The organism is Roseateles sp. GW821-FHT03B02 (assembly GCF_059421025.1).
In genome coordinates this window covers 119,029-136,679 of sequence record NZ_JBWKUV010000004.1, presented here as the reverse complement: position 1 = coordinate 136,679, position 17,651 = coordinate 119,029, and the positions used below count along the sequence as shown (strand labels likewise).

17 protein-coding genes are annotated in these 17,651 nt (G+C 69.8%); 4 read left to right on the top strand and 13 right to left on the bottom strand.

Going from position 1 to position 17,651, the window contains the following annotated elements:
- Window positions 1-35 precede the first annotated feature (35 nt).
- The 13 genes from AC07VX_RS12950 to AC07VX_RS12890 all read right to left on the bottom strand — a co-directional run bounded on the left by AC07VX_RS12950 (window position 36) and on the right by AC07VX_RS12890 (window position 11,344).
- Window positions 36-449, bottom strand: a complete 414-nt coding sequence (locus AC07VX_RS12950; protein ID WP_493165129.1) for a DsrE family protein — start codon at window positions 447-449, stop codon at window positions 36-38.
- A gap of 26 nt (window positions 450-475) precedes the next feature.
- Window positions 476-976 (bottom strand): GlcG/HbpS family heme-binding protein, encoded by a 501-nt coding sequence (locus tag AC07VX_RS12945; RefSeq protein ID WP_493165128.1) that lies wholly within the window; start codon window positions 974-976, stop codon window positions 476-478.
- 14 nt (window positions 977-990) lie between these two features.
- On the bottom strand, window positions 991-2,730 hold the full coding sequence (gene soxB, locus AC07VX_RS12940; RefSeq protein WP_493165127.1) for a thiosulfohydrolase SoxB: 1,740 nt from the start codon (window positions 2,728-2,730) through the stop codon (window positions 991-993).
- Between the two features lie 7 nt (window positions 2,731-2,737).
- Window positions 2,738-3,370, bottom strand: a complete 633-nt coding sequence (gene soxX, locus AC07VX_RS12935) for a sulfur oxidation c-type cytochrome SoxX (protein ID WP_493165126.1) — start codon at window positions 3,368-3,370, stop codon at window positions 2,738-2,740.
- 11 nt (window positions 3,371-3,381) lie between these two features.
- Window positions 3,382-4,203, bottom strand: coding sequence for a sulfur oxidation c-type cytochrome SoxA (soxA, locus tag AC07VX_RS12930; RefSeq protein WP_493165125.1), 822 nt, complete (start codon window positions 4,201-4,203; stop codon window positions 3,382-3,384).
- A gap of 43 nt (window positions 4,204-4,246) precedes the next feature.
- Window positions 4,247-4,558, bottom strand: a complete 312-nt coding sequence (gene soxZ / locus AC07VX_RS12925; RefSeq protein ID WP_493165124.1) for a thiosulfate oxidation carrier complex protein SoxZ — start codon at window positions 4,556-4,558, stop codon at window positions 4,247-4,249.
- A gap of 48 nt (window positions 4,559-4,606) precedes the next feature.
- Window positions 4,607-5,074, bottom strand: coding sequence for a thiosulfate oxidation carrier protein SoxY (gene soxY, locus AC07VX_RS12920; protein ID WP_493165478.1), 468 nt, complete (start codon window positions 5,072-5,074; stop codon window positions 4,607-4,609).
- A 68-nt stretch (window positions 5,075-5,142) separates the two neighbouring features.
- Entirely contained in the window at window positions 5,143-6,228 is a 1,086-nt protein-coding gene (locus AC07VX_RS12915; protein WP_493165123.1) for a c-type cytochrome, read from the bottom strand.
- Window positions 6,212-7,576, bottom strand: a complete 1,365-nt coding sequence (gene soxC, locus AC07VX_RS12910) for a sulfite dehydrogenase (protein ID WP_493165122.1) — start codon at window positions 7,574-7,576, stop codon at window positions 6,212-6,214. The genes AC07VX_RS12915 and soxC overlap by 17 nt, the downstream gene beginning before the upstream one ends.
- A gap of 440 nt (window positions 7,577-8,016) precedes the next feature.
- Window positions 8,017-10,308, bottom strand: coding sequence for a copper-transporting P-type ATPase (locus tag AC07VX_RS12905; protein WP_493165121.1), 2,292 nt, complete (start codon window positions 10,306-10,308; stop codon window positions 8,017-8,019).
- 38 nt (window positions 10,309-10,346) lie between these two features.
- On the bottom strand, window positions 10,347-10,598 hold the full coding sequence (locus tag AC07VX_RS12900) for a DUF2933 domain-containing protein (protein ID WP_493165120.1): 252 nt from the start codon (window positions 10,596-10,598) through the stop codon (window positions 10,347-10,349).
- Window positions 10,599-10,605: 7 nt separating this feature from the next.
- Window positions 10,606-10,956: a hypothetical protein gene (locus AC07VX_RS12895; protein ID WP_493165119.1), complete on the bottom strand. Its 351-nt coding sequence runs from the start codon at window positions 10,954-10,956 to the stop codon at window positions 10,606-10,608.
- Between the two features lie 124 nt (window positions 10,957-11,080).
- Window positions 11,081-11,344: a heavy-metal-associated domain-containing protein gene (locus AC07VX_RS12890; RefSeq protein WP_493165118.1), complete on the bottom strand. Its 264-nt coding sequence runs from the start codon at window positions 11,342-11,344 to the stop codon at window positions 11,081-11,083.
- Between the two features lie 158 nt (window positions 11,345-11,502).
- Between AC07VX_RS12890 and AC07VX_RS12885 the strand changes: the two genes are divergently transcribed.
- The 4 genes from AC07VX_RS12885 to AC07VX_RS12870 all read left to right on the top strand — a co-directional run bounded on the left by AC07VX_RS12885 (window position 11,503) and on the right by AC07VX_RS12870 (window position 17,585).
- Complete coding sequence (locus tag AC07VX_RS12885; RefSeq protein WP_493165117.1) at window positions 11,503-11,886, top strand: hypothetical protein; 384 nt, start codon at window positions 11,503-11,505, stop codon at window positions 11,884-11,886.
- A 76-nt stretch (window positions 11,887-11,962) separates the two neighbouring features.
- Complete coding sequence (locus AC07VX_RS12880) at window positions 11,963-13,198, top strand: TolC family protein (RefSeq protein WP_493165116.1); 1,236 nt, start codon at window positions 11,963-11,965, stop codon at window positions 13,196-13,198.
- A complete protein-coding gene (locus AC07VX_RS12875) occupies window positions 13,195-14,451 on the top strand; it encodes an efflux RND transporter periplasmic adaptor subunit (protein ID WP_493165115.1) in 1,257 nt (418 codons plus the stop codon). The genes AC07VX_RS12880 and AC07VX_RS12875 overlap by 4 nt, the downstream gene beginning before the upstream one ends.
- The gene (locus tag AC07VX_RS12870) at window positions 14,448-17,585 is read left to right on the top strand and encodes an efflux RND transporter permease subunit (RefSeq protein ID WP_493165114.1); all 3,138 of its coding nucleotides are present in this window, start codon (window positions 14,448-14,450) and stop codon (window positions 17,583-17,585) included. The genes AC07VX_RS12875 and AC07VX_RS12870 overlap by 4 nt, the downstream gene beginning before the upstream one ends.
- Window positions 17,586-17,651: the final 66 nt, after the last annotated feature.

Genomic DNA, 17,651 nt, shown 5'->3' with positions numbered 1-17,651 from the left:
CTGCGACGGCGGGCCTCAGCGCGCGTTGAGGCCGCTCAAGGCTTGATGTAGGCGTAGCCTTCCTTCTGCAGCTTCACCAGGCGCACGACGCCCGAGGGCGTGTAGTTGGCGTCCAGCACGAACTGGTCCTTCTTCAGGCCGCGGTTCTTCAGCGTGATCTCGCAAACCTCGAAGTGCACGCCACGGGCCTCCAGCGCCGACACCAGCGGCGCGAACTCGGTGCCGTTGGCGGCCTTGGCGCCTTCCATCAGCAGGTCCACGCCTTCGGCGTGGGTGACGACGGTGATTTGCGCGGTCGGGTCGGTGTCGAGGTGGTTGCGGATGTTGCGCAGGCCCTTGAGCCCTTGCGTGGCGGCATTGTCGAAGTGGTAGACGACAAGGTCGCCGGCCCAGGCGAGTGGTGTGGCGAGGATCATCGTGAAGAGGACGAGCAGGAAGCGCTTGCGCATGGGGTTCTCCTGGCGCGGTGGGGGAATCAGCCGTTCAACTCGATCAGTTCGGACACGGCCTTGACGCCGGCCGCGGCGCAGGCGTCGTCGGCCTCGCCGCCGGGCGCGCCCGACACGCCGATGGCGCCGACGACGGCGCCCGCGGCCTCGATGACCTGGCCGCCGCCGATGGCCATGACCTGGGCCGACTGGCGGATGCCGCTCATAGGTCGGCCGGCCTGCGTCTCGGCGGCCAGCGCCGCGGTGGGCATGCGAAAGCTGGCCGCCGTCCAGGCCTTGCGCGGCGCGATGTCCACGGTGTGGGCGCCGGAAAAGCGGTCGCGCAGCAGCACCTGCACGAGGCCCGTGCGGTCCGTGACGGCCACCGCCACCTGGTGGCCGGCCTTGCGGCAGTGGGCCAGCGCCGCCTGGGCCGCAGCGAGGGCCGTCTCCGGCGTCAGCTGCTGCGAGCTGAACAGCGGCGGCGCCTCGGCAGCCTGGGCCGCCGAGGCCAGGGTCAGCGTGGCAAGCATCAGCAAATGGCGCATGGGGTGCTCCGGGTTCAGCCGCCCAGCAGGCCGGGGTTGCCCTGCATGGCGACCAGCTTGGGCGCATTGACGGTGCGCGGCTTCACGCGCCCGCCCTGGGCGCGCAGCCAGGTCTCGACGTGCTCCCACACCGGCTTGACGCCGGGAGCGCTCCTGGCCTCTTCGGCCACCGGCGCCCAACCGGCCACCTTGTAGCGCTTGTCGGCGTCCAGCGGCCTGCCGTTCAGGCGCATGTCGGCGATGCGGCTGCCCATGGCCTCGTTGGGGCGCATGGTGTAACTCAGGCCGCCCACGCGCACCATGTCGCCGCCCTGCTGGTAGTAGGGGTCGGGGTTGAAGAGGTTGTCGGCCACGTCCTCCAGCACGGTCTTGATGGTCGCGCCGGTCATCTCGGTCAGCGTGGCGTAGGGGTAGGTGATGGCGAGCTGGTCCATCAGCAGCTCGCGCGTGATGGTGTCACCTGGCAGCAGGCTGGTGCCCCAGCGGAAGCCCGGAGAGAAGGCGATCTCGGCGCCCTGCGTGTCCATCAGCGCGTCGCAGATGAGCTGGTCCCAGCTGCCGTTGAAGTTGCCGCGGCGGTAGAGCAGGCCGTCGGTGACGGCGAGCTTTTCAGCGAGGCGGGCCTCGTAGGGCGCGCGGACCTTGGCGATCAGCGCCTGCATATCGGCATCGGGGCGCAGCTGGTTGGCGAAAACCGGCAGCAGGCGGTAGCGGAAGTCCACCATGCGGCCGCCCTTGACGTCGAAATCCATCACGCCGAGGAACTTGCCGTTGCTGCCGGCGTTGGTGACGAGCGTCGTGCCGCCGGCGTTCTTGACCGGCACGGCGACGGGCACACCGTCGTGCGTGTGGCCGCCGAAGATGGCGTCGATGCCGCGCACGCGCGAGGCCATCTTCAGGTCCACGTCCATGCCGTTGTGCGACAGCACGCAGACGAGCTGGGCACCGGCCGCGCGGGCCTCGTCCACCACCTTCTGCATGTTGGCGTCCTGGATGCCGAACTCCCAGTCGGCCACCATGTAGCGCGGGTTGGCGATGGGCGTGTAAGGGAAGGCCTGGCCGATGATGGCCACCGGCACGCCGTTGATCTTGCGCAGCGTGTAGGGCTTGAAGACCGGGTCGCCGAAATCGGCGGTCTTCACGTTCTGGGCGACGAAGTCGACCTTGCCGGCGAAGTCCTTCTCGATGATCTCCTTGACCCGCTCCATGCCATAAGTGAACTCCCAATGGCCGGTCATCACGTCCACACCCAGCAGCTTGCAGGCGTCCACCATGTCCTGGGCATTCGTCCACAGCGAGGTGGCCGAGCCCTGCCAGGTGTCGCCGCCGTCCAGCAGCAGCGCGCCAGGGCGGCTGGCCTTCAGGCGCTTGACCAGCGTGGTGAGGTGGGCGAAGCCGCCGACGCGGCCATAGCGGCGCGCGGCGGTCTCGAAGTCCAGCGCCGTCAGCGCGTGGGCCACCGGCGTGCCGGGGCGCAGGCCGGCGGCCTTCAGCAGCGACTCGCCGACCAGATGGGGCATCTGCCCCTGCATGCCGCCGATGCCGAGGTTGACGCTGGGCTCGCGGAAGTAGATGGGCTGCAGCTGCGCGTGGCAGTCCGTCATGTGCAGCAGCGAGACGTTGCCGAAGGGCGGCAGGTCGTAGAGCTGGCCCTCGGCCTTGTCGGTAGCGGCCTCGGCCTCGCGGCCCAGCGGCATGCCGGCCACCGCGGCGCAGGACAGGACCTGCAGGAAATCGCGTTTGGACAGGGACATGGCGCGCCTATTGGTTGACCGGAGACTTGGGGTCCAGCAGCAGGGCCATCAGGTCGCGGATCTGCTGTTCGTTCAGCAGTTCAGCGTGGCCGAAGCGCGGCATGTTGGAGCAGGCCGAGTAGGCTTTGCTGTTCCAGAGCTTGCCCCAGGTGTACTTGACGATGGCCGCGGCGGCCGGGTCGGCGGGGTCGGTGACGCCGCGCAGCTTGCCGTAGTTCCAGAGGCTGGGGCCGATCGTGCCGAAGGAGATCTCCTTCTTGTCGATCTGGTGGCAGTTGTAGCAGCTGCCACCGTTCTTGGCTGGTGCGGCACTGGCGTCGGTCCAGGTCATGCCGCGGCCGTTCTGGGCCAGCTTCTCGCCTTCCTTCCAGTCGCCGATGAACTGGCCGTCGGCCGGCATCTTGACGGTGGCGAGCTGGGCGGCCTCGATCTTCTTCGCGACGGCCGCCGAGGGCGGCTGCGCCTGGGAGCAGGCCTTCTGCGCGTCGTCCTGCGCGATGCGGTCCATCTTGGCAATGCCCTGCTCGCGGAAAGAGGCCTGCATCATGGCGGTGGCCTGCTGGTCAAGCTGCCTGGCGGATTGCGCCTGGGCGGTGCTCGCCGCGAGCAGCGCCAGGGTGGTGAGGTGGCGGATCTTCATCGTCGTTCTCCTCAGCGCTTGAGTGCAGGGGCGATGGACTCGGCGCCGCGGGCGTTGACGCCCATGTAGACGCCCAGCGCCACCGTCACGTCCGACGCGAAGCCTGGGTAGGGGAAGCGCTGCTGGCGGAAGCAGTCGTTGAGGCGGCGTTGCATGCTCCACATCTCGCCGCTGGAGACGCGGTAGGCCGGCCAGGCCGCGAAGCCGACGCCGTCGCCCGGGTTCTTGGTCAGGTTGGGCAGGTCCTGCAGGCGGATGCGCTTGCCGTCCTCGCCATGGCAGCTGGCGCAGGAGAAGTCCATCGGCCCGCCGCGGTAGAAGAAGGCCCGCTTGCCGAGCTCGTAGGCGCGCTTTTCTTCGGGATGCTTCTGGGGCAGGGCCATCTTCATGCCGCGTGACATCGAGGAGATCCACGAGGCGAGCGCCGTGACGGTGGCCTGCTCGCCCTTGTCGAAGGGCGTGGCGGCGATCTCGGCGGCGTCGAAGCCCTGCAGGGTCTGCATGCAGCTCAGCAGGCGGGACTCCAGGTCCTGCACCTTCTTCGTGTCGGCAAAGTAGCGGGGCAACTGCACCCAGGCGCCTTTCACCACGCCCGGGCCCAGGCCCAGGTCGCAGGCTTGCAGCGACACGTTCTTGGGCCCGCGGGGCGTCTTCCAGAGGTCTTCGCCCTTGGCCTCGAAGAGCTCGGCTGGGTTGCCGTCTTCGAGCATCTTGCGGTATTCGGCGATGCCGTCCGCGGCGGACTTGGGCGGCGGCGGCGTCTGGGCCACCAGGGGTAGGGTGGCGGTCGCACTGGCCGCGATGGCGGCGAACGCAATCAGTCGTGAGCGCATGGGGCTCTCCTGCAGTGGCGAACGGGAGAACGGATGAAGAGGGTCAGGAGACCGTGGCTTCGTCCGTGCGGCTCTCGCCGCGGTTGTCGCGCCAGGTGACGGCGATCTTGTCGCCGGCCTTGGCACCCTTCACGATGAACTGCAGGAAGGGGTTTTTGGACACGGAGGGGCCCCATTCGGCGCTCAGCACGGGTTTGCCGTTGAGCTGGGCCGTGACCTCCTGGATGAACCAGGCCGGGATGGTCTTGCCGGCGGCGTCCTTGCGGAGGCCGGTCTCCATCTCGTGGCTCATCAGCACGCGGACGGTGGTCTTGTCGCCGGCCGCCTGGGCTCGGATGCGCATGGGATCGGGCATGTCTGTCTCCTGGATTCGTGGTGCGAATGGAATGCGGGCGGGGTGCGATCAGCCGCCGCAGCCGCCGAGGGTGACCTTCACTTCCTTCTGTGCGTAAAGCACGCGGCCGTCGGCCATCAGCGCCACGGCCAGCACGTTGGACGACTGGCCCATCTTCACGCGCGTCGTGAAGCTGGGCTCGACGAACTCGTTCACGTCGAAGGCCGCCGACAGCACGCTGGGGTTCTTCTCGACCAGCAGCAGCAGGCGCTTGGCGCCGGCCAGCGAGGTGGAGGCGCCCACCGGCACGACGGCACCGTTCTCGGCGATGTCGGGCGCGGTGACGGTGATGTCTTTGCTCTCCACCGGGGCGCCGGCGCCCAGGGCCTTCATCAGGTCGGCAATGGTCTTGGCTTCGAAGGCGGCAGTGGGGTAGGCGGCGAGCGCGGCGCGGGGCAGCAGGCCCAGGCCGCCGAGCATCAGGGCCACCTGGGCGGAGCGGGCAAGCGCCATGCGGCGGTTCAGGCGGTTCAGCATCGGAGTCTCCTTGGGGTGGTCCACGTTAGAGCTGTTGGAGGTGGCGTGCATGCGGGCATTCCTGCACGTCAGCGAGGGGCGGCGCCGGCGGCGAGCCAGGCGGCGATGGTCTTGAGTTCGGCGTCCGACAGCGGCTGCGCCGGCATCGGAATCGGGCCCCAGACGCCCTGGCCGCCGCTCTTGATCTTGGCGGCCAGGTAGGCCTCGGCGTCGCTGCGGCCGGCGTACTTGGCGGCCACCTGCTTGAAGCCGGGGCCGACCAGCTTCTGGTCCATGCCGTGGCAGGCTGTGCAGGAGTTCTTCTTCAGCAGCGCCAGCGCGGCGGCGGCGCCACTCGGCGCGGGCGCCGGTGCAGGCGTGGCGGCCACGCTGATCGGGCCGTCGCGGCGTGCGCCGGGCGCTCGGGTGGTGTCCACGCCGCGCTGAGGGCCGACGAGGCGCTGCTGTTCGGCCAGGTTGCCGTTGTTGTTGCGCGCAAAGTCGGGCAGCAGCGAAGCCACCTTGGGCTCGGCGTTGCAGTCGCTCATGCAGGCGGTGGCCTTGACATCGAAGTCACCAGATTTGCCCATGCCCCTGCCCGGCCACATCGCATGCGCGGTGGTCACGCCGTTGCGGTTGGGCAGGCGCTTCTGCACGTCGGCGATGTTGGCGTCGCTGAGCGTGAAGTCGTCGGGCACGATGCCGCCCAGGCTGAGCAGATAGGCCGTCACCGCGTAGACCTCGTCGGTCTTCAGCGACTTGGGCGCGTTCCAGGGCATGGCGCGGTTGATGTAGTCCCACAGCGTCGAGACGGTGGAGACCTTCATCAGCGTCGTGCGACCGGGGAAGGTGGGGTCGTTCAGCCGCGCGACGCGGCCGGCCTTAATGTCCTCGGCCGTCGTGCCGCCGACCAGCGGCGAGAACACTTCGTTGGCTTCGCCGAACACGCCATGGCAGGAAGCGCACTTGCTCTCCCAGACGTCCTGGCCCAGGTTGACCGAGCCGGCGCCCTTGGGCAGGCCCTTGAAGTCCGGGCGCACGTCGATGTCCCAGGCCTTGATCTCGGCCGGGGTGGCGACACGGCCGACGCCGGGGTAGGCACTCTGGGCCGTGGCGGCGCCGGCGGCGGCCAGGGCCAGCAGTGCGATGCCGAGGCGCTTACGAGAGCTGGACATTGCGCACCTCCCCGCTCTCCTCGACCAGCCAGGACTGGATCGAGTTGTTGTGATAGATCGACCGCGTGCCGCGCACGGCGCGCAGCTGGCGCGTGCTGGGCTGCACGTAGCCGGTCTCGTCCATCGCGCGGCTCTGCACGATGGCGGGCTTGCCGTCCCACTGCCAGTCCAGCGTGAAGCGGGTCAGGCATTTGCTCATGACGGGGTCCTGCAGCCGCGCCGTGCGCCAGTTGCGGCCGCCGTCGGTCGTCACGTCCACGCGCTTGACCTTGCCGCGGCCCGACCAGGCCAGGCCGCTGATCTGGTAGTAGCCTTTGTCGAGCAGCACCTGGCCGCCCGAGGGCGTCGTGACGACGCTCTTGCACTCCTGCGTGCTGGTGTACTGGCGGTGCAGGCCGCCGGGCATCAGGTCAACGTAGTGAATGGTCTCGTCCTTGGTGCCGTAGGGCTGGTCGCCCACTTCCAGGCGGCGCAGGTACTTGACCCAGCTGACGCCCTGCACGCCCGGCACCACCAGCCGCAGCGGGTAGCCCTGCTCGGGGCGCAGCATCTCGCCGTTCTGGCCGTAGGCGACGAAGACCTCGCCGCTCTCCACCAGCTCCATCGGCACGGTGCGCGTCATGCTGGAGCCATCGGCGCCCTCGGCCAGCACGTAGCGGGCGCGCTTGTAGTCGACGCCGCAGAGGTCGAACAGCACGCGCAGAGGCACGCCGGTGAACTCGCTGCAGCTCAGCATGCCGTGGGTGTACTGGCAGGTGGGCACGGCCACGTTGCCCCATTCCATGCCGGTGTTGGCGCCGCACTCGATGAAGTGGAAGCGGCTGACGCTGGGCAGGCGCATCAGCTCGTCCATCGTGAAGACGAGGGGCTTCTTCAGCAGCGCGGCGTCGCTGCCGTTGATCATCAGGCGGTGCTTGGATGGGTCGATGTCCCACCAGCCCTGGTGGTGGCGCTCGAAGTGCAGGCCGCTGGGCGTGACGATGCCGAACAACGACTGCAGCGGCGCGAAGGACACCGAGGCCTGCGTCGTCTGCGTCAGGCCCGGGCTGGGGCGGCGCTGCACGTTGACCTCGTACTTCGACGGCTTGCCATAGCCCTCGGAGGCGACCGCCTGGCCCAGGCCCTTGCTGTGCTCGGGCAGGGTCAGGATGTTGGGGTCGCCGTCAGTGGCGGACTGCGCGACGGCCGCCGCGGCACCGCCGCCCGCGAGCGCGGCGGCGAATGCCTGACGCACGAAGTCGCGCCGGCCCTGGCCGGCCTCGTCGAAGACGGTGTGCACGCCGTCGGGCGTCAGGAAGTTCTCGGGCGCCTTGCGCAGGCGGCCCGACTGGGAGGGATCGTGGCTCAAGGCAGCGTCTCCCCGGCGGTCGGGCAGGCGCCGGCCAGTGGCCAGCACGGCACAAGCTGCGCCGCAATGTCGGTGCACGGCATAGGAAGCCTCGTCTCCTGCGGCCTGGCACGAGCCAGGCCTTTGTTCATCCAGCCGGCGGCTGCGCCTCAACGCAGCACCGTCCCTGATGCCACCGAAGCAACATCAGTTAATCGTTATATTACCTATCACGGATTTATAAAGACCTGGGGACAACCCTAGTACGGGCTGGCGGGGCCGCCGAGCGCCCGTCGCCCGAGCCCCGCCGTGGAAGGCGCGCCAGGTCACACGCCGGCTGTGTGCCATGTCGCACGGGCTCGGGCACGGCATGGCTTTCGAGCCGCTGGCTCCGACACGGCTCCCGTTGCAACTCGATGCCGCAGCTCCCGAGGTGCCCGCGTCGCCTCGTTGGCGCCGCCTCACTCCACCCTGGCCGCGCGCAGGCGCAGCGCGTTGCCGATGACGCTGACCGACGACAACGCCATCGCCGCCGCGGCCACCACGGGTGACAGCAGCACGCCGAAGAAGGGATACAGCACGCCGGCCGCGAGCGGCACGCCGGCCACGTTGTAGGCGAAGCTGAGGAAGAGGTTCTGGCGGATGTTGCGCATCGTGGCGAGCGACAACGTCCGGGCCCTCACGATGCCCATCAGGTCGCCCTTCACCAGCGTGATGCCGGCGCTCTCCATGGCGACGTCCGTGCCGGTGCCCATCGCGACCCCGACCGTCGCCTGCGCGAGCGCGGGCGCATCGTTGACGCCGTCGCCCGCCATCGCGACGACGCGTCCTTCGGCCTGCAGGCGCTTCACGACGGCGGCCTTGTCCTGCGGTAACACCTCCGCCACCACGTCGTCGATGCCCAGTTCTCGCCCGACCGCCTCGGCCGTGGTCCGGCCGTCGCCGGTCAACATGACGACCCGCACGCCGGCCGCCTTCAGCGCTCGCAGCGCCTGAGGTGTCGTCGGCTTGATGGGGTCGGCAATCGCCACGAAGCCCGCCAGCCTGCCGCCCATGCCAACGAAGATGACCGTGGCCGCTTTCTGCCGCTGCTGCTCCGCGGCTGCGGACAGGCTGCCCGTGTCGATGCCCTGCTCGGCCAGGAACCTGGCGCTTCCCGACACGATGGACAAACCGTCGACGGTCCCGACCACGCCCTTGCCGACCGGCGAGTCGAAATCGCCGACCGGTGACAGCCGCAGCTGGCGGTCCTGCGCGTCCATCACGATGGCCATGGCCAGGGGATGCTCGCTGGCGCGCTCGACGCTGGCCAGTTTCTGCAGCACCTCCTCTGCCGCGAAGCCCGCTGCCGCTTCGATGGCGACCACCTTGGGGCGTCCCTCGGTCAGCGTGCCAGTCTTGTCCACCACCAGCGTGTCGACCTGCTCCATCTTCTCCAGCGCCTGCGCGTCGCGGATCAGCACGCCATGCTGGGCGCCCTTGCCGACGCCCACCATGATGGACATCGGCGTCGCCAGGCCCAGGGCACAGGGACAGGCAATGATGAGCACCGACACCGCGGCGACAAGGGCATGGCTGAAGGCCGGCGAGGGCCCCCAGGCAAGCCAGGCGGCGAAGGTCAGTGCCGCCACGAGGATGACTGCCGGCACGAACCAGCCAGCGACCTGATCGGCCATGCGCTGGATCGGCGCGCGGCTGCGCTGGGCCGCCGCAACCATGTGGACGATCTGCGAAAGCAAGGTGTCCGCGCCCACCTTCTCGGCTCGCATGACGAAGCCACCGGTCTGGTTCAACGTACCCGCGGTGACCTTCGAACCAACAGCCTTTGCAACGGGCATGGGCTCACCCGTCACCATCGACTCGTCGACATTGCCCTTGCCCTCGGCGAGTTCGCCGTCGACCGGCACCTTCTCGCCGGGCCGCACGCGCAGCCGGTCGCCAACCTGGATGGCATCCACCTGCACCGTCTCGTCCGTGCCGTCCGCCATGACCTTCACGGCCGTCTTGGGCGCCAGCCCGAGCAACGCCTTGATGGCGCCGGACGTCTTCTCGCGTGCCCGCAACTCCAGCACCTGGCCCAGCAGCACCAGCACGACGATGACGGCCGCAGCCTCGAAGTACACCGCCACCGCACCGTCCTCGCTGCGCAAAGTGGCGGGAAAAAGGCCCGGAGCCAGCGTCGCAACGAGGCTGTAGAGCCAGGCCGCCCCCGTGCCCAGTGCGATGAGGGAGAACATGTTCAGGCTGCGGTTCCTCACCGACGCCGCGGCGCGGGTGAAGAACGGCCAGCCGGCCCAGAGCACGACCAGCGTGCCCAACAGCAGTTGCACCCAGTTCGACGACTTCTGGGCAATGAGATGGTGGATGTCGAAAAGGTGGCCGCCCATTTCCAGGGCGAACACCGGTGCCGTGAGCCCGGTGCCGACCAAGAACCGCCGCGTCATGTCGCGCAGCTCGGGGCTCTCGCCAGGCTCGGCCGTGGCAAGCACGGGCTCCAGCGCCATGCCGCAGATGGGGCAGTTGCCCGGGCCCATCTGCCGCACCTGCGGGTGCATCGGACAGGTGTACTCGACCTGGCCCGGGCCGTCCTTCGGGGCGGTCATGGCCACGGCAGGCGCCTGGTGGCCATCACCATGGTGCGCATGCGCGGCGTGGCTGCTGGGCTCGCCCGCCATCACCGCGCCGTCAGGCATCAGATGGCTGCCGGCCTTGTGAGCATGCCCGGCAGCGCCATGGGAGTGCTCACCGGCCATGGGCCCACCTTCCGGCCGGAGGTGTGAACGAGGTCATCTCACCGGCGCCCAGGGCCATCCTCGGACTGGGAGCTGCCTTTCGGGTGCTCGTGGCCGTGCTGCCCATGATGCCCATGGCCGTGAAACAGGTGCATGAGCGGGCAGGCCAGCAGGAAGAGGTAAGGCACCGCCTGGCTCACATGGGCCAGGTGTTCCGTCAACAGGTAGTACACGCCGACGGCACCGGCGACGAGCATGAAGACGCCCAGCGGAGAGCGCCAACGCGAGGGCGGGGTGGCATGGTCGCCCATGATCGGCTCACTGGCTGGCCGCGGATGCGGCAGGCATGGCGCCCATCATCCTGCCGTCCTTGCCATGCTTCTGCTCATGCATGCCACCTGGCTTGTGCATGTCGTCGTGCATGGCCTTCATGTCTGCGCCACCCATGCCCATGCCCTTCGCGCCAGACGCCGCGGACGCCGCCGGCGCAGCCGCCTGCGGTCTGGCTGCCGGCGCCTTGGCCGGCGCCGCGGGCTTCTTCGCCGCGGGGACAGGCGCAGAGGCCCCTTCGGGGTGGTGGGCCGCGTGGTCCTTGTCCGACTGCGCCACCGCGAAGGGAGCGGAAGCTGCCAGGGCGGCGGCAGTCATCAGGGTGAAAACGGTACGCATGCGAACCTCCTGTGAACTTGGGTAGAGCGTTGCACCGGTGGGCCCGGCCTGGCTTGATGCGGATCAACCGAGACGCCGCCTCCTTTGATGGAAATGCGAGTGGGCGCCACGGCGCTGCAGGGCGTCAGCCGCGGCACCCGCAGCAGCCCGGCCGCCGTTCGGCTGGCTGCCGTGAGGCCGCCGGAGCTGCCACCGGCACCGGCGTATAGCCGGCCTCGGCGATGGCTTCGGCCAGCTCGGCTGCGTCAGCGCGGACCGGTTCAATGTGGACCAGCTTCTGCGCCAGATCCACGTCCACACGGGCTTCGGCATCCACCGCGCGGACTGCCTTCGTGATGTTGGCGACGCAGTGGCCGCAGCTCATGTCGTCGACTCGGAAGACTTGCATCGTGTGCTCCTTTTGCAATCGTGCAGAACAACTGTGGACCTTCCCCCCGTGGGAAGGTCAAGCCCTCTTCGGGCCCGCTTGATGCAAGTCAAGCTACGGCAAGTGCGCCGCCGGACGACCTCGATCCCGCAAGCGCCGCCGATACACTCGACTCGCCCATGCTGCGCCGTCGCATCCACCGCCTGACCACCGCGTTCCTCGTGGTGTTGTCGTTGCTGTTCTCGCAGCAGGTGCTGGCGGGGTACGTCTGCCCGCAACAGGCGGACCCGGCCGCGATGGCGGCCATGATGGATGCGGGCCTGCCCTGCGACGGCATGGACCCGCAGCAACCGGCCCTGTGCCATCAGCACGCAGCCGACTCCGGCAAGACCTTCGAGGCGATCAAGCTGCCGACGGCATCGCTGCCGGCGCTCATCCAGGTGCTGGAGCTGCCGCTGTTGCTGGATGCCGAGGCCGGCCAGGCTGCGTTGCCCGCAGCCTCCCCCGAGGCCCTTGCGCCTCCCGACCCGCTGTTCCTTTCCACGCTCAGACTCCGGGTCTGATCCCTGCGTCGACCGATCGGCGCTGGTGCGGCCTGCCCGCTCGCCAGCAGCGTTCTCGCTCGTCCTCGGAGTTCCCATGTCCACGATGTTCCCGCGCCCGGTCGCACTGGCTGCCGCGCTCCTGCTGCCGCTGGTGGTCGCGGCGCAGCCCCTGTCCTTCGACCAGGCGCTGAGCCTGGCCGTTCAACGGTCCGAAGCCGCCCGGGCGGGCCGCGCGGCCGCCGCCAGCGCCAACGAGTCCGCCCGGGCTGCCGGCCAGCTGCCCGACCCGGTGCTGCGCGCCGGCATAGACAACCTGCCGGTCACTGGCGCCGACCGCTTCAGCACGACCCGCGAGTCGATGACGATGAAACGCATCGGCGTCAGCCAGGAGTGGCTCCCGGCCGACAAGCGCGCCGCCCGCGAGCGTGTTGCCCGGGCGATGGCCGAGCGCGAAGCCATCCAGGCCGGCGTCGCCGAGGCGGAGGCCCGGCTGCAGGTGGCACTGGCCTATGTGGAGGCCTGGTACGCCGCCGAGGCGCTGCATCTCACCAACCAGGCCGAACACCATCTGCACGAGGAGCTGGCCGCCGCCAAGGCACGCCTGGCCGCGGCGACCGGCAGCAGCGCCGAAGTCCTGCAGCTCGCCGCCGCACGCGGTGTCGCCGAAGACGACGGCGCCGAGGTCCGCCAGCAACAGGCGACGGCGCTGGCCGGCGTGAGGCGCTGGGTGGGCTTTCTGCCCGACGGCCTGACCACGCCACCGACCTTCCAGGTGCCCACCGAGCAGGACTATCTGGCGACGAGCCCCGCGATCGTGACGCTGCAACGCGAGGTCGAGGCCGCGCGCCAGAACGCCGCAGCCGCCGCCAAGGAACGCTCGCCGAACTGGACCTGGGAGGTGGCCTATGGCCAGCGCACCGGCTACTCGGACCTGGTCTCCGTGGGCATCAGCATCCCGCTGCAGATTGCACCCGGCCAGCGTCAGGACCGCGAGACCGCGGCCAAACTGAGGCTCGTGGACAAGGCGCAAGCCGAGCTTGAGGAAGCGACCCGTGCCGCCAGTGGCGAGTACCAGGCCCTCAGTGGCGAAGCCACGCGCCTTCAGCAACGCATAGACCGCTACGCCACCTCCGTCATGGAGCCCACCCGGCAGCGCACGGCGGCGGCCCTGGCAGCCTACCGCTCCAACCAATTGCCACTGCCCGCGCTGTTCGAGGCGCGCCATGCCGAGGTGGAGGCTCAACGCAAGCTGCTCGCGCTGCAGCGGGACCTGGCCCGAGCCCAGGCCCAGCTGACCTTCAGACCGCTCGCCCAGGGAGGCACCCCATGAACCGCCCCGCACGCATCGTCTCGCTGACAGCCGCCGGCCTGCTGCTCGCCGCTGGCGGCTTCTGGCTCGGGCGCTCGGCCGCCCCTGGCCAAATCAGCGCAGCGGCGCCGGCCACCGCCGCCTCTGCCGGCGAGCGCCGGCCGCTCTACTGGCACGACCCCATGACGCCAGGGCCCCGCTTCGACAAGCCGGGCAAGTCGCCCTTCATGGACATGCAGCTCGTGCCGGTCTATGCCGACGAGGCCGCCGACGGCGGCGTGAAGATCAGCCCCGCCGTGCAGCAGAACCTGGGCATGCGCACGGCGACGGTCAGGCGCGTGGACGCGGGCACCTCGTTCGATGCCGTGGGCACGGTGCAGTTCGACGAGCGGCTTGGCGCGGCGGTCCAGTCCCGTGTGGCCGGCTACGTCGAACGCCTGGCCGTGCGCGCGCCCATGGAGCAGGTGCGCAAGGGCCAGGCCCTGGCTGTCGTCTTTGCGCCGGAATGGCTCGCGCCGCAAAACGAGTGGCTGGCGCTCAAGCGAGCGGGCGTGTCGGCCGACATCGTGGCCGCAGCGCGTGACCGCATGCGCGCCATGAGCATCCCCGACGGCCTCATCCGCCAGAGCGAGGAGAGCGGGACCGCACAGGCACGCTTCACGCTGACAGCACCGGTCAGTGGCGTCGTCGCCGAGCTGGGCGTCCGCGAGGGCGTGCAGGTGTCGCCCGGCATGACGCTGTTCCGCATCGCCGGGCTGGAGAAGGTCTGGGCCGTCGTGGAGGTGCCCGAGGCCCAGGCGGTTCGGCTGGTGCGCGGCCAGAAGGTCAGGGCCACGCTGCAGGCCGACGCCTCGCAGACCTTCGCGGGCGAGCTGAAGGAAATCCTGCCCCAGGTCAGCGCCGACACGCGCACCTTGCAGGCCCGCTTCGAGGTGGACAACCGTGGCGGCCGGCTGATGCCCGGCATGCTTCTGCGCCTGCAGGTCATCGGCGCGACGAGCGCCCGCCTGGTGGTGCCCGCCGAAGCCGTCATCCGCACGGGCACGCGCGCCGTGGCCCTGGTGCGAACGGGCGCAGGCGCGTTCGAGCCGCGTGATTTGACGCTGGGGGTGGACCTGGGCGAGCAGGTCGAGGTGGCGCAAGGCCTGGCCGAGGGCGATGAGGTGGTGGTGAGCGGCCAGTTCCTCATCGACTCCGAGGCGCGGCTGAAATCGGTGCTGGGTGCCATGGCCGCGGCGCGGCCGGCCTCCGCGGCCTCGGGAGGTGCCCCATGATCACGGCCCTCATCCGCTGGTCCATCACCAACCGGTTCCTGGTGCTGATCGCCACCGCCTTCCTGGTGGCGGCTGGCCTGTGGTCGGCGGCCCGCACGCCGGTGGACGCGCTGCCCGACCTCAGCGACGTGCAGGTCATCGTGCGGACGACCTACCCCGGCAAGCCGCCGCAGGTCGTCGAGGATCTGGTGACCTACCCGCTCACGACGACCCTGCTCAGCGTGCCTGGCGCCAGGACCGTGCGCGGCTACTCCTTCTTCGGCGACTCCTTCGTCTACGTCCTGTTCGACGACAAGACCGACCCGTACTGGGCCCGGTCGCGGGTGGTGGAGTCCCTGAACCAGGTGCAGGGCCGCCTGCCCGCGGGCGCGACGGCAGCCCTGGGGCCCGACGCCACGGGCGTGGGCTGGGTCTACGAGTACGCCCTGGTCGACCGGACCGGCCGCACCGACATCGGCCAGCTCCGCGCGCTGAACGACTGGTTCCTGAAGTTCGAGCTCAAGACCGTGCCGGACGTGGCCGAGGTCGCCAGCATCGGCGGCATGGTGCGCCAGTACCAGGTCGTGCTGGACCCGGACCGCATGCGCGCGCTGGGCGTCACGCTGGCCCAGGTGACCCAGGCGCTGCAACAGGCCAACCAGTCGTCCGGTGGCTCGGTCGTCGAGATGGCCGAGACGGAATACATGGTGCGCTCGCGCGGCTTCCTCAAGACGCTGGATGACTTCCGCAGCGTCCCGCTGGCCGTGAGCGGTGCGACGCCCGTGATGCTGCGCGACGTGGCCACGGTACAGCTGGGGCCCGAGATGCGCCGCGGCATCGCCGAGCTCGACGGCGAGGGCGAGGTCACGGGCGGTGTGGTCATCATGCGTTCGGGCAAGAACGCCCGCACCGCCATCGCCGCCGTCAAGGCCAGGCTGGAAGCGCTGCGGCCCAGCCTCCCCAGCGGCGTCGAGATCGTCGAGACCTACGACCGCTCCAGGCTCATCGACCGTGCCATCGACAACCTGCGCGCGAAGCTAGTAGAGGAGTTCATCGTCGTCGCGGTGGTCTGCGCCGTCTTCCTGTTCCACCTGCGGTCCGCCCTGGTGGCCGTGGTGACGCTGCCGATCGGCGTGCTGGCGGCCTTCGTCGTGATGCACTGGCAGGGCGTCAGTGCAAACATCCTGTCACTGGGCGGCGTGGCCATCGCGCTGGGGGCGATGGTCGATGCGTCGGTCGTGCTGGTCGAGGCGGCCCACAAGCACCTGGAGCACTTCGAGGCGGCGCAGGGGCGCCAGCCGACGACTGCCGAGCGCTGGGCGCTGGTCGCGGGCTCGGCTGTCGAGGTCGGTCCGGCGCTGTTCTTCTCGCTGCTGGTCATCACGCTGTCCTTCCTGCCGGTCTTCACGCTGGAGGCGCAGGAGGGCCGCCTGTTCGCGCCGCTGGCCTTCACCAAGACCTATGCCATGGCCGCGGCCGCCGGGCTTTCAATCACCCTGGTGCCCGTGCTGATGGGCTACCTGATCCGCGGGCGAATCCCCAGGGAGACGGCGAACCCCGTCAATCGCGTTCTCATCGCCCTCTACCGGCCGGCGCTGGAGGCTGTGCTGCGCTTCCCCAAGTTGACGCTGCTGGCCGCGGCGCTGGTGCTGGCCATCACGGCGATTCCCGTGGCCCGCCTCGGCGGCGAGTTCATGCCGCCGCTGGACGAAGGCGACCTGCTGTACATGCCGTCGGCGCTGCCCGGCATGCCCGTGTCCAAGGCGGCCGAGCTGCTGCAACAGACGGATCGGCTCATCAAGACGCTGCCGGAGGTCGAGCGGGTGTTCGGCAAGGCCGGCCGGGCGGACACAGCGACCGACCCCGCGCCGCTGGAGATGTTCGAGACCACCATCCAGTTCAAGCCGCGCGAGCAGTGGCGGCCCGGCATGACGCCGGAGAAGCTCGTCGAGGAGCTGGACCGTATCGTCAAGGTGCCGGGGCTGTCGAACGTGTGGGTCCCGCCTATCCGCAACCGCATCGACATGCTGGCCACCGGCATCAAGAGCCCCGTGGGCATCAAGGTCGCCGGCGCCGACCTGGGCACCATCGACCGGCTGACGGTGCAGATCGAAGCCGCCGTGCGAGGCGTTCCGGGCGTGTCGTCTGCACTGGCCGAGCGCCTCACGGGCGGGCGCTACATCGACTTGGACGTGGACCGCAGCGCGGCGGGCCGCTTCGGCCTGTCAGTGGCCGACGTCCAGGCGGTCGTCGCCACTGCCATCGGCGGCGACAACGTCGGCGAGGTCATCCAGGGGCGCGAGCGCTTCCCGGTGAACGTCCGCTACCCGCGCGAGGTGCGCGACTCGCTGGAACGCCTGCGCCAACTGCCCTTCGTGTCCGGGAAGGGGGCCACGGTGCTGCTGCAGGACGTGGCCCGCATCGCCATCGAGGACGGGCCGCCCATGGTGCGCAGCGAGAACGCGCGCCTCTCGGGCTGGGTCTACGTGGACGTGCGTGGCCGGGACCTGCGCTCGGTCGTGCACGAGATGCAGGCGGTGGTCGGCAAACAGGTGGCGATGCCGGCGGGCTATGCGCTGTCCTGGTCCGGCCAGTTCGAATACCTGGAGCGGGCCACCGAGCGGCTGAAGCTGGTCGTGCCCATCACGCTGGCCGTCATCTTCGTGTTGCTCTACCTGCTGTTCCGTTCCGCGGGAGATGCCGCCCTGGTCATGGCGGCGGTGCCCTTCTCGCTGGTGGGCGGCTTCTGGTTCGTGTGGGCGCTCGGCCATGCCATCTCGGTCGCCACGGCCGTCGGCTTCATCGCCCTGGCCGGCGTCGCTGCCGAGTTCGGCGTGGTGATGCTGGTCTACCTGCAGAACGCCTGGAAGCAGCGCCTGGCCGCTGGCGAGCCAGACAACGAAGCGACGCTGCTGGCGGCCATCCGCGACGGCGCGGTCATGCGCGTGCGACCGAAGGCCATGACGGTGGCCGTCGTGATGGCGGGCCTGCTGCCGATTCTGCTCGGCCACGGTACAGGCTCGGAAGTCATGACGCGCATCGCGGCGCCGATGGTGGGCGGCATGGTGACGGCGCCGCTGCTCAGCATGCTGGTCATCCCGGCGGCCTGGTATCTCGTTCATCGGCGGCGCAGGGCTGGACTCGGAGCAAGTTGAGCCGCCCGGTCACTGGCGGCCGAGCTGGGCTGGTGACCGGGGCGGACAGGGTGGCTCCGGCATCAG

Bases quoted from the DNA above. Each gene is read 5' to 3' on its own strand.
- AC07VX_RS12950 (WP_493165129.1), bottom strand. From the start codon at position 449: ATGCGCAAGCGCTTCCTGCTCGTCCTCTTCACGATGATCCTCGCCACA.
- AC07VX_RS12945 (WP_493165128.1), bottom strand. From the start codon at position 976: ATGCGCCATTTGCTGATGCTTGCCACGCTGACCCTGGCCTCGGCGGCC.
- soxB (WP_493165127.1), bottom strand. From the start codon at position 2,730: ATGTCCCTGTCCAAACGCGATTTCCTGCAGGTCCTGTCCTGCGCCGCG.
- soxX (WP_493165126.1), bottom strand. From the start codon at position 3,370: ATGAAGATCCGCCACCTCACCACCCTGGCGCTGCTCGCGGCGAGCACC.
- soxA (WP_493165125.1), bottom strand. From the start codon at position 4,203: ATGCGCTCACGACTGATTGCGTTCGCCGCCATCGCGGCCAGTGCGACC.
- soxZ (WP_493165124.1), bottom strand. From the start codon at position 4,558: ATGCCCGATCCCATGCGCATCCGAGCCCAGGCGGCCGGCGACAAGACC.
- soxY (WP_493165478.1), bottom strand. From the start codon at position 5,074: ATGCTGAACCGCCTGAACCGCCGCATGGCGCTTGCCCGCTCCGCCCAG.
- AC07VX_RS12915 (WP_493165123.1), bottom strand. From the start codon at position 6,228: ATGTCCAGCTCTCGTAAGCGCCTCGGCATCGCACTGCTGGCCCTGGCC.
- AC07VX_RS12905 (WP_493165121.1), bottom strand. From the start codon at position 10,308: ATGGCCGGTGAGCACTCCCATGGCGCTGCCGGGCATGCTCACAAGGCC.
- AC07VX_RS12900 (WP_493165120.1), bottom strand. From the start codon at position 10,598: ATGGGCGACCATGCCACCCCGCCCTCGCGTTGGCGCTCTCCGCTGGGC.
- AC07VX_RS12895 (WP_493165119.1), bottom strand. From the start codon at position 10,956: ATGCGTACCGTTTTCACCCTGATGACTGCCGCCGCCCTGGCAGCTTCC.
- AC07VX_RS12890 (WP_493165118.1), bottom strand. From the start codon at position 11,344: ATGCAAGTCTTCCGAGTCGACGACATGAGCTGCGGCCACTGCGTCGCC.
- AC07VX_RS12885 (WP_493165117.1), top strand. From the start codon at position 11,503: ATGCTGCGCCGTCGCATCCACCGCCTGACCACCGCGTTCCTCGTGGTG.
- AC07VX_RS12880 (WP_493165116.1), top strand. From the start codon at position 11,963: ATGTCCACGATGTTCCCGCGCCCGGTCGCACTGGCTGCCGCGCTCCTG.
- AC07VX_RS12875 (WP_493165115.1), top strand. From the start codon at position 13,195: ATGAACCGCCCCGCACGCATCGTCTCGCTGACAGCCGCCGGCCTGCTG.
- AC07VX_RS12870 (WP_493165114.1), top strand. From the start codon at position 14,448: ATGATCACGGCCCTCATCCGCTGGTCCATCACCAACCGGTTCCTGGTG.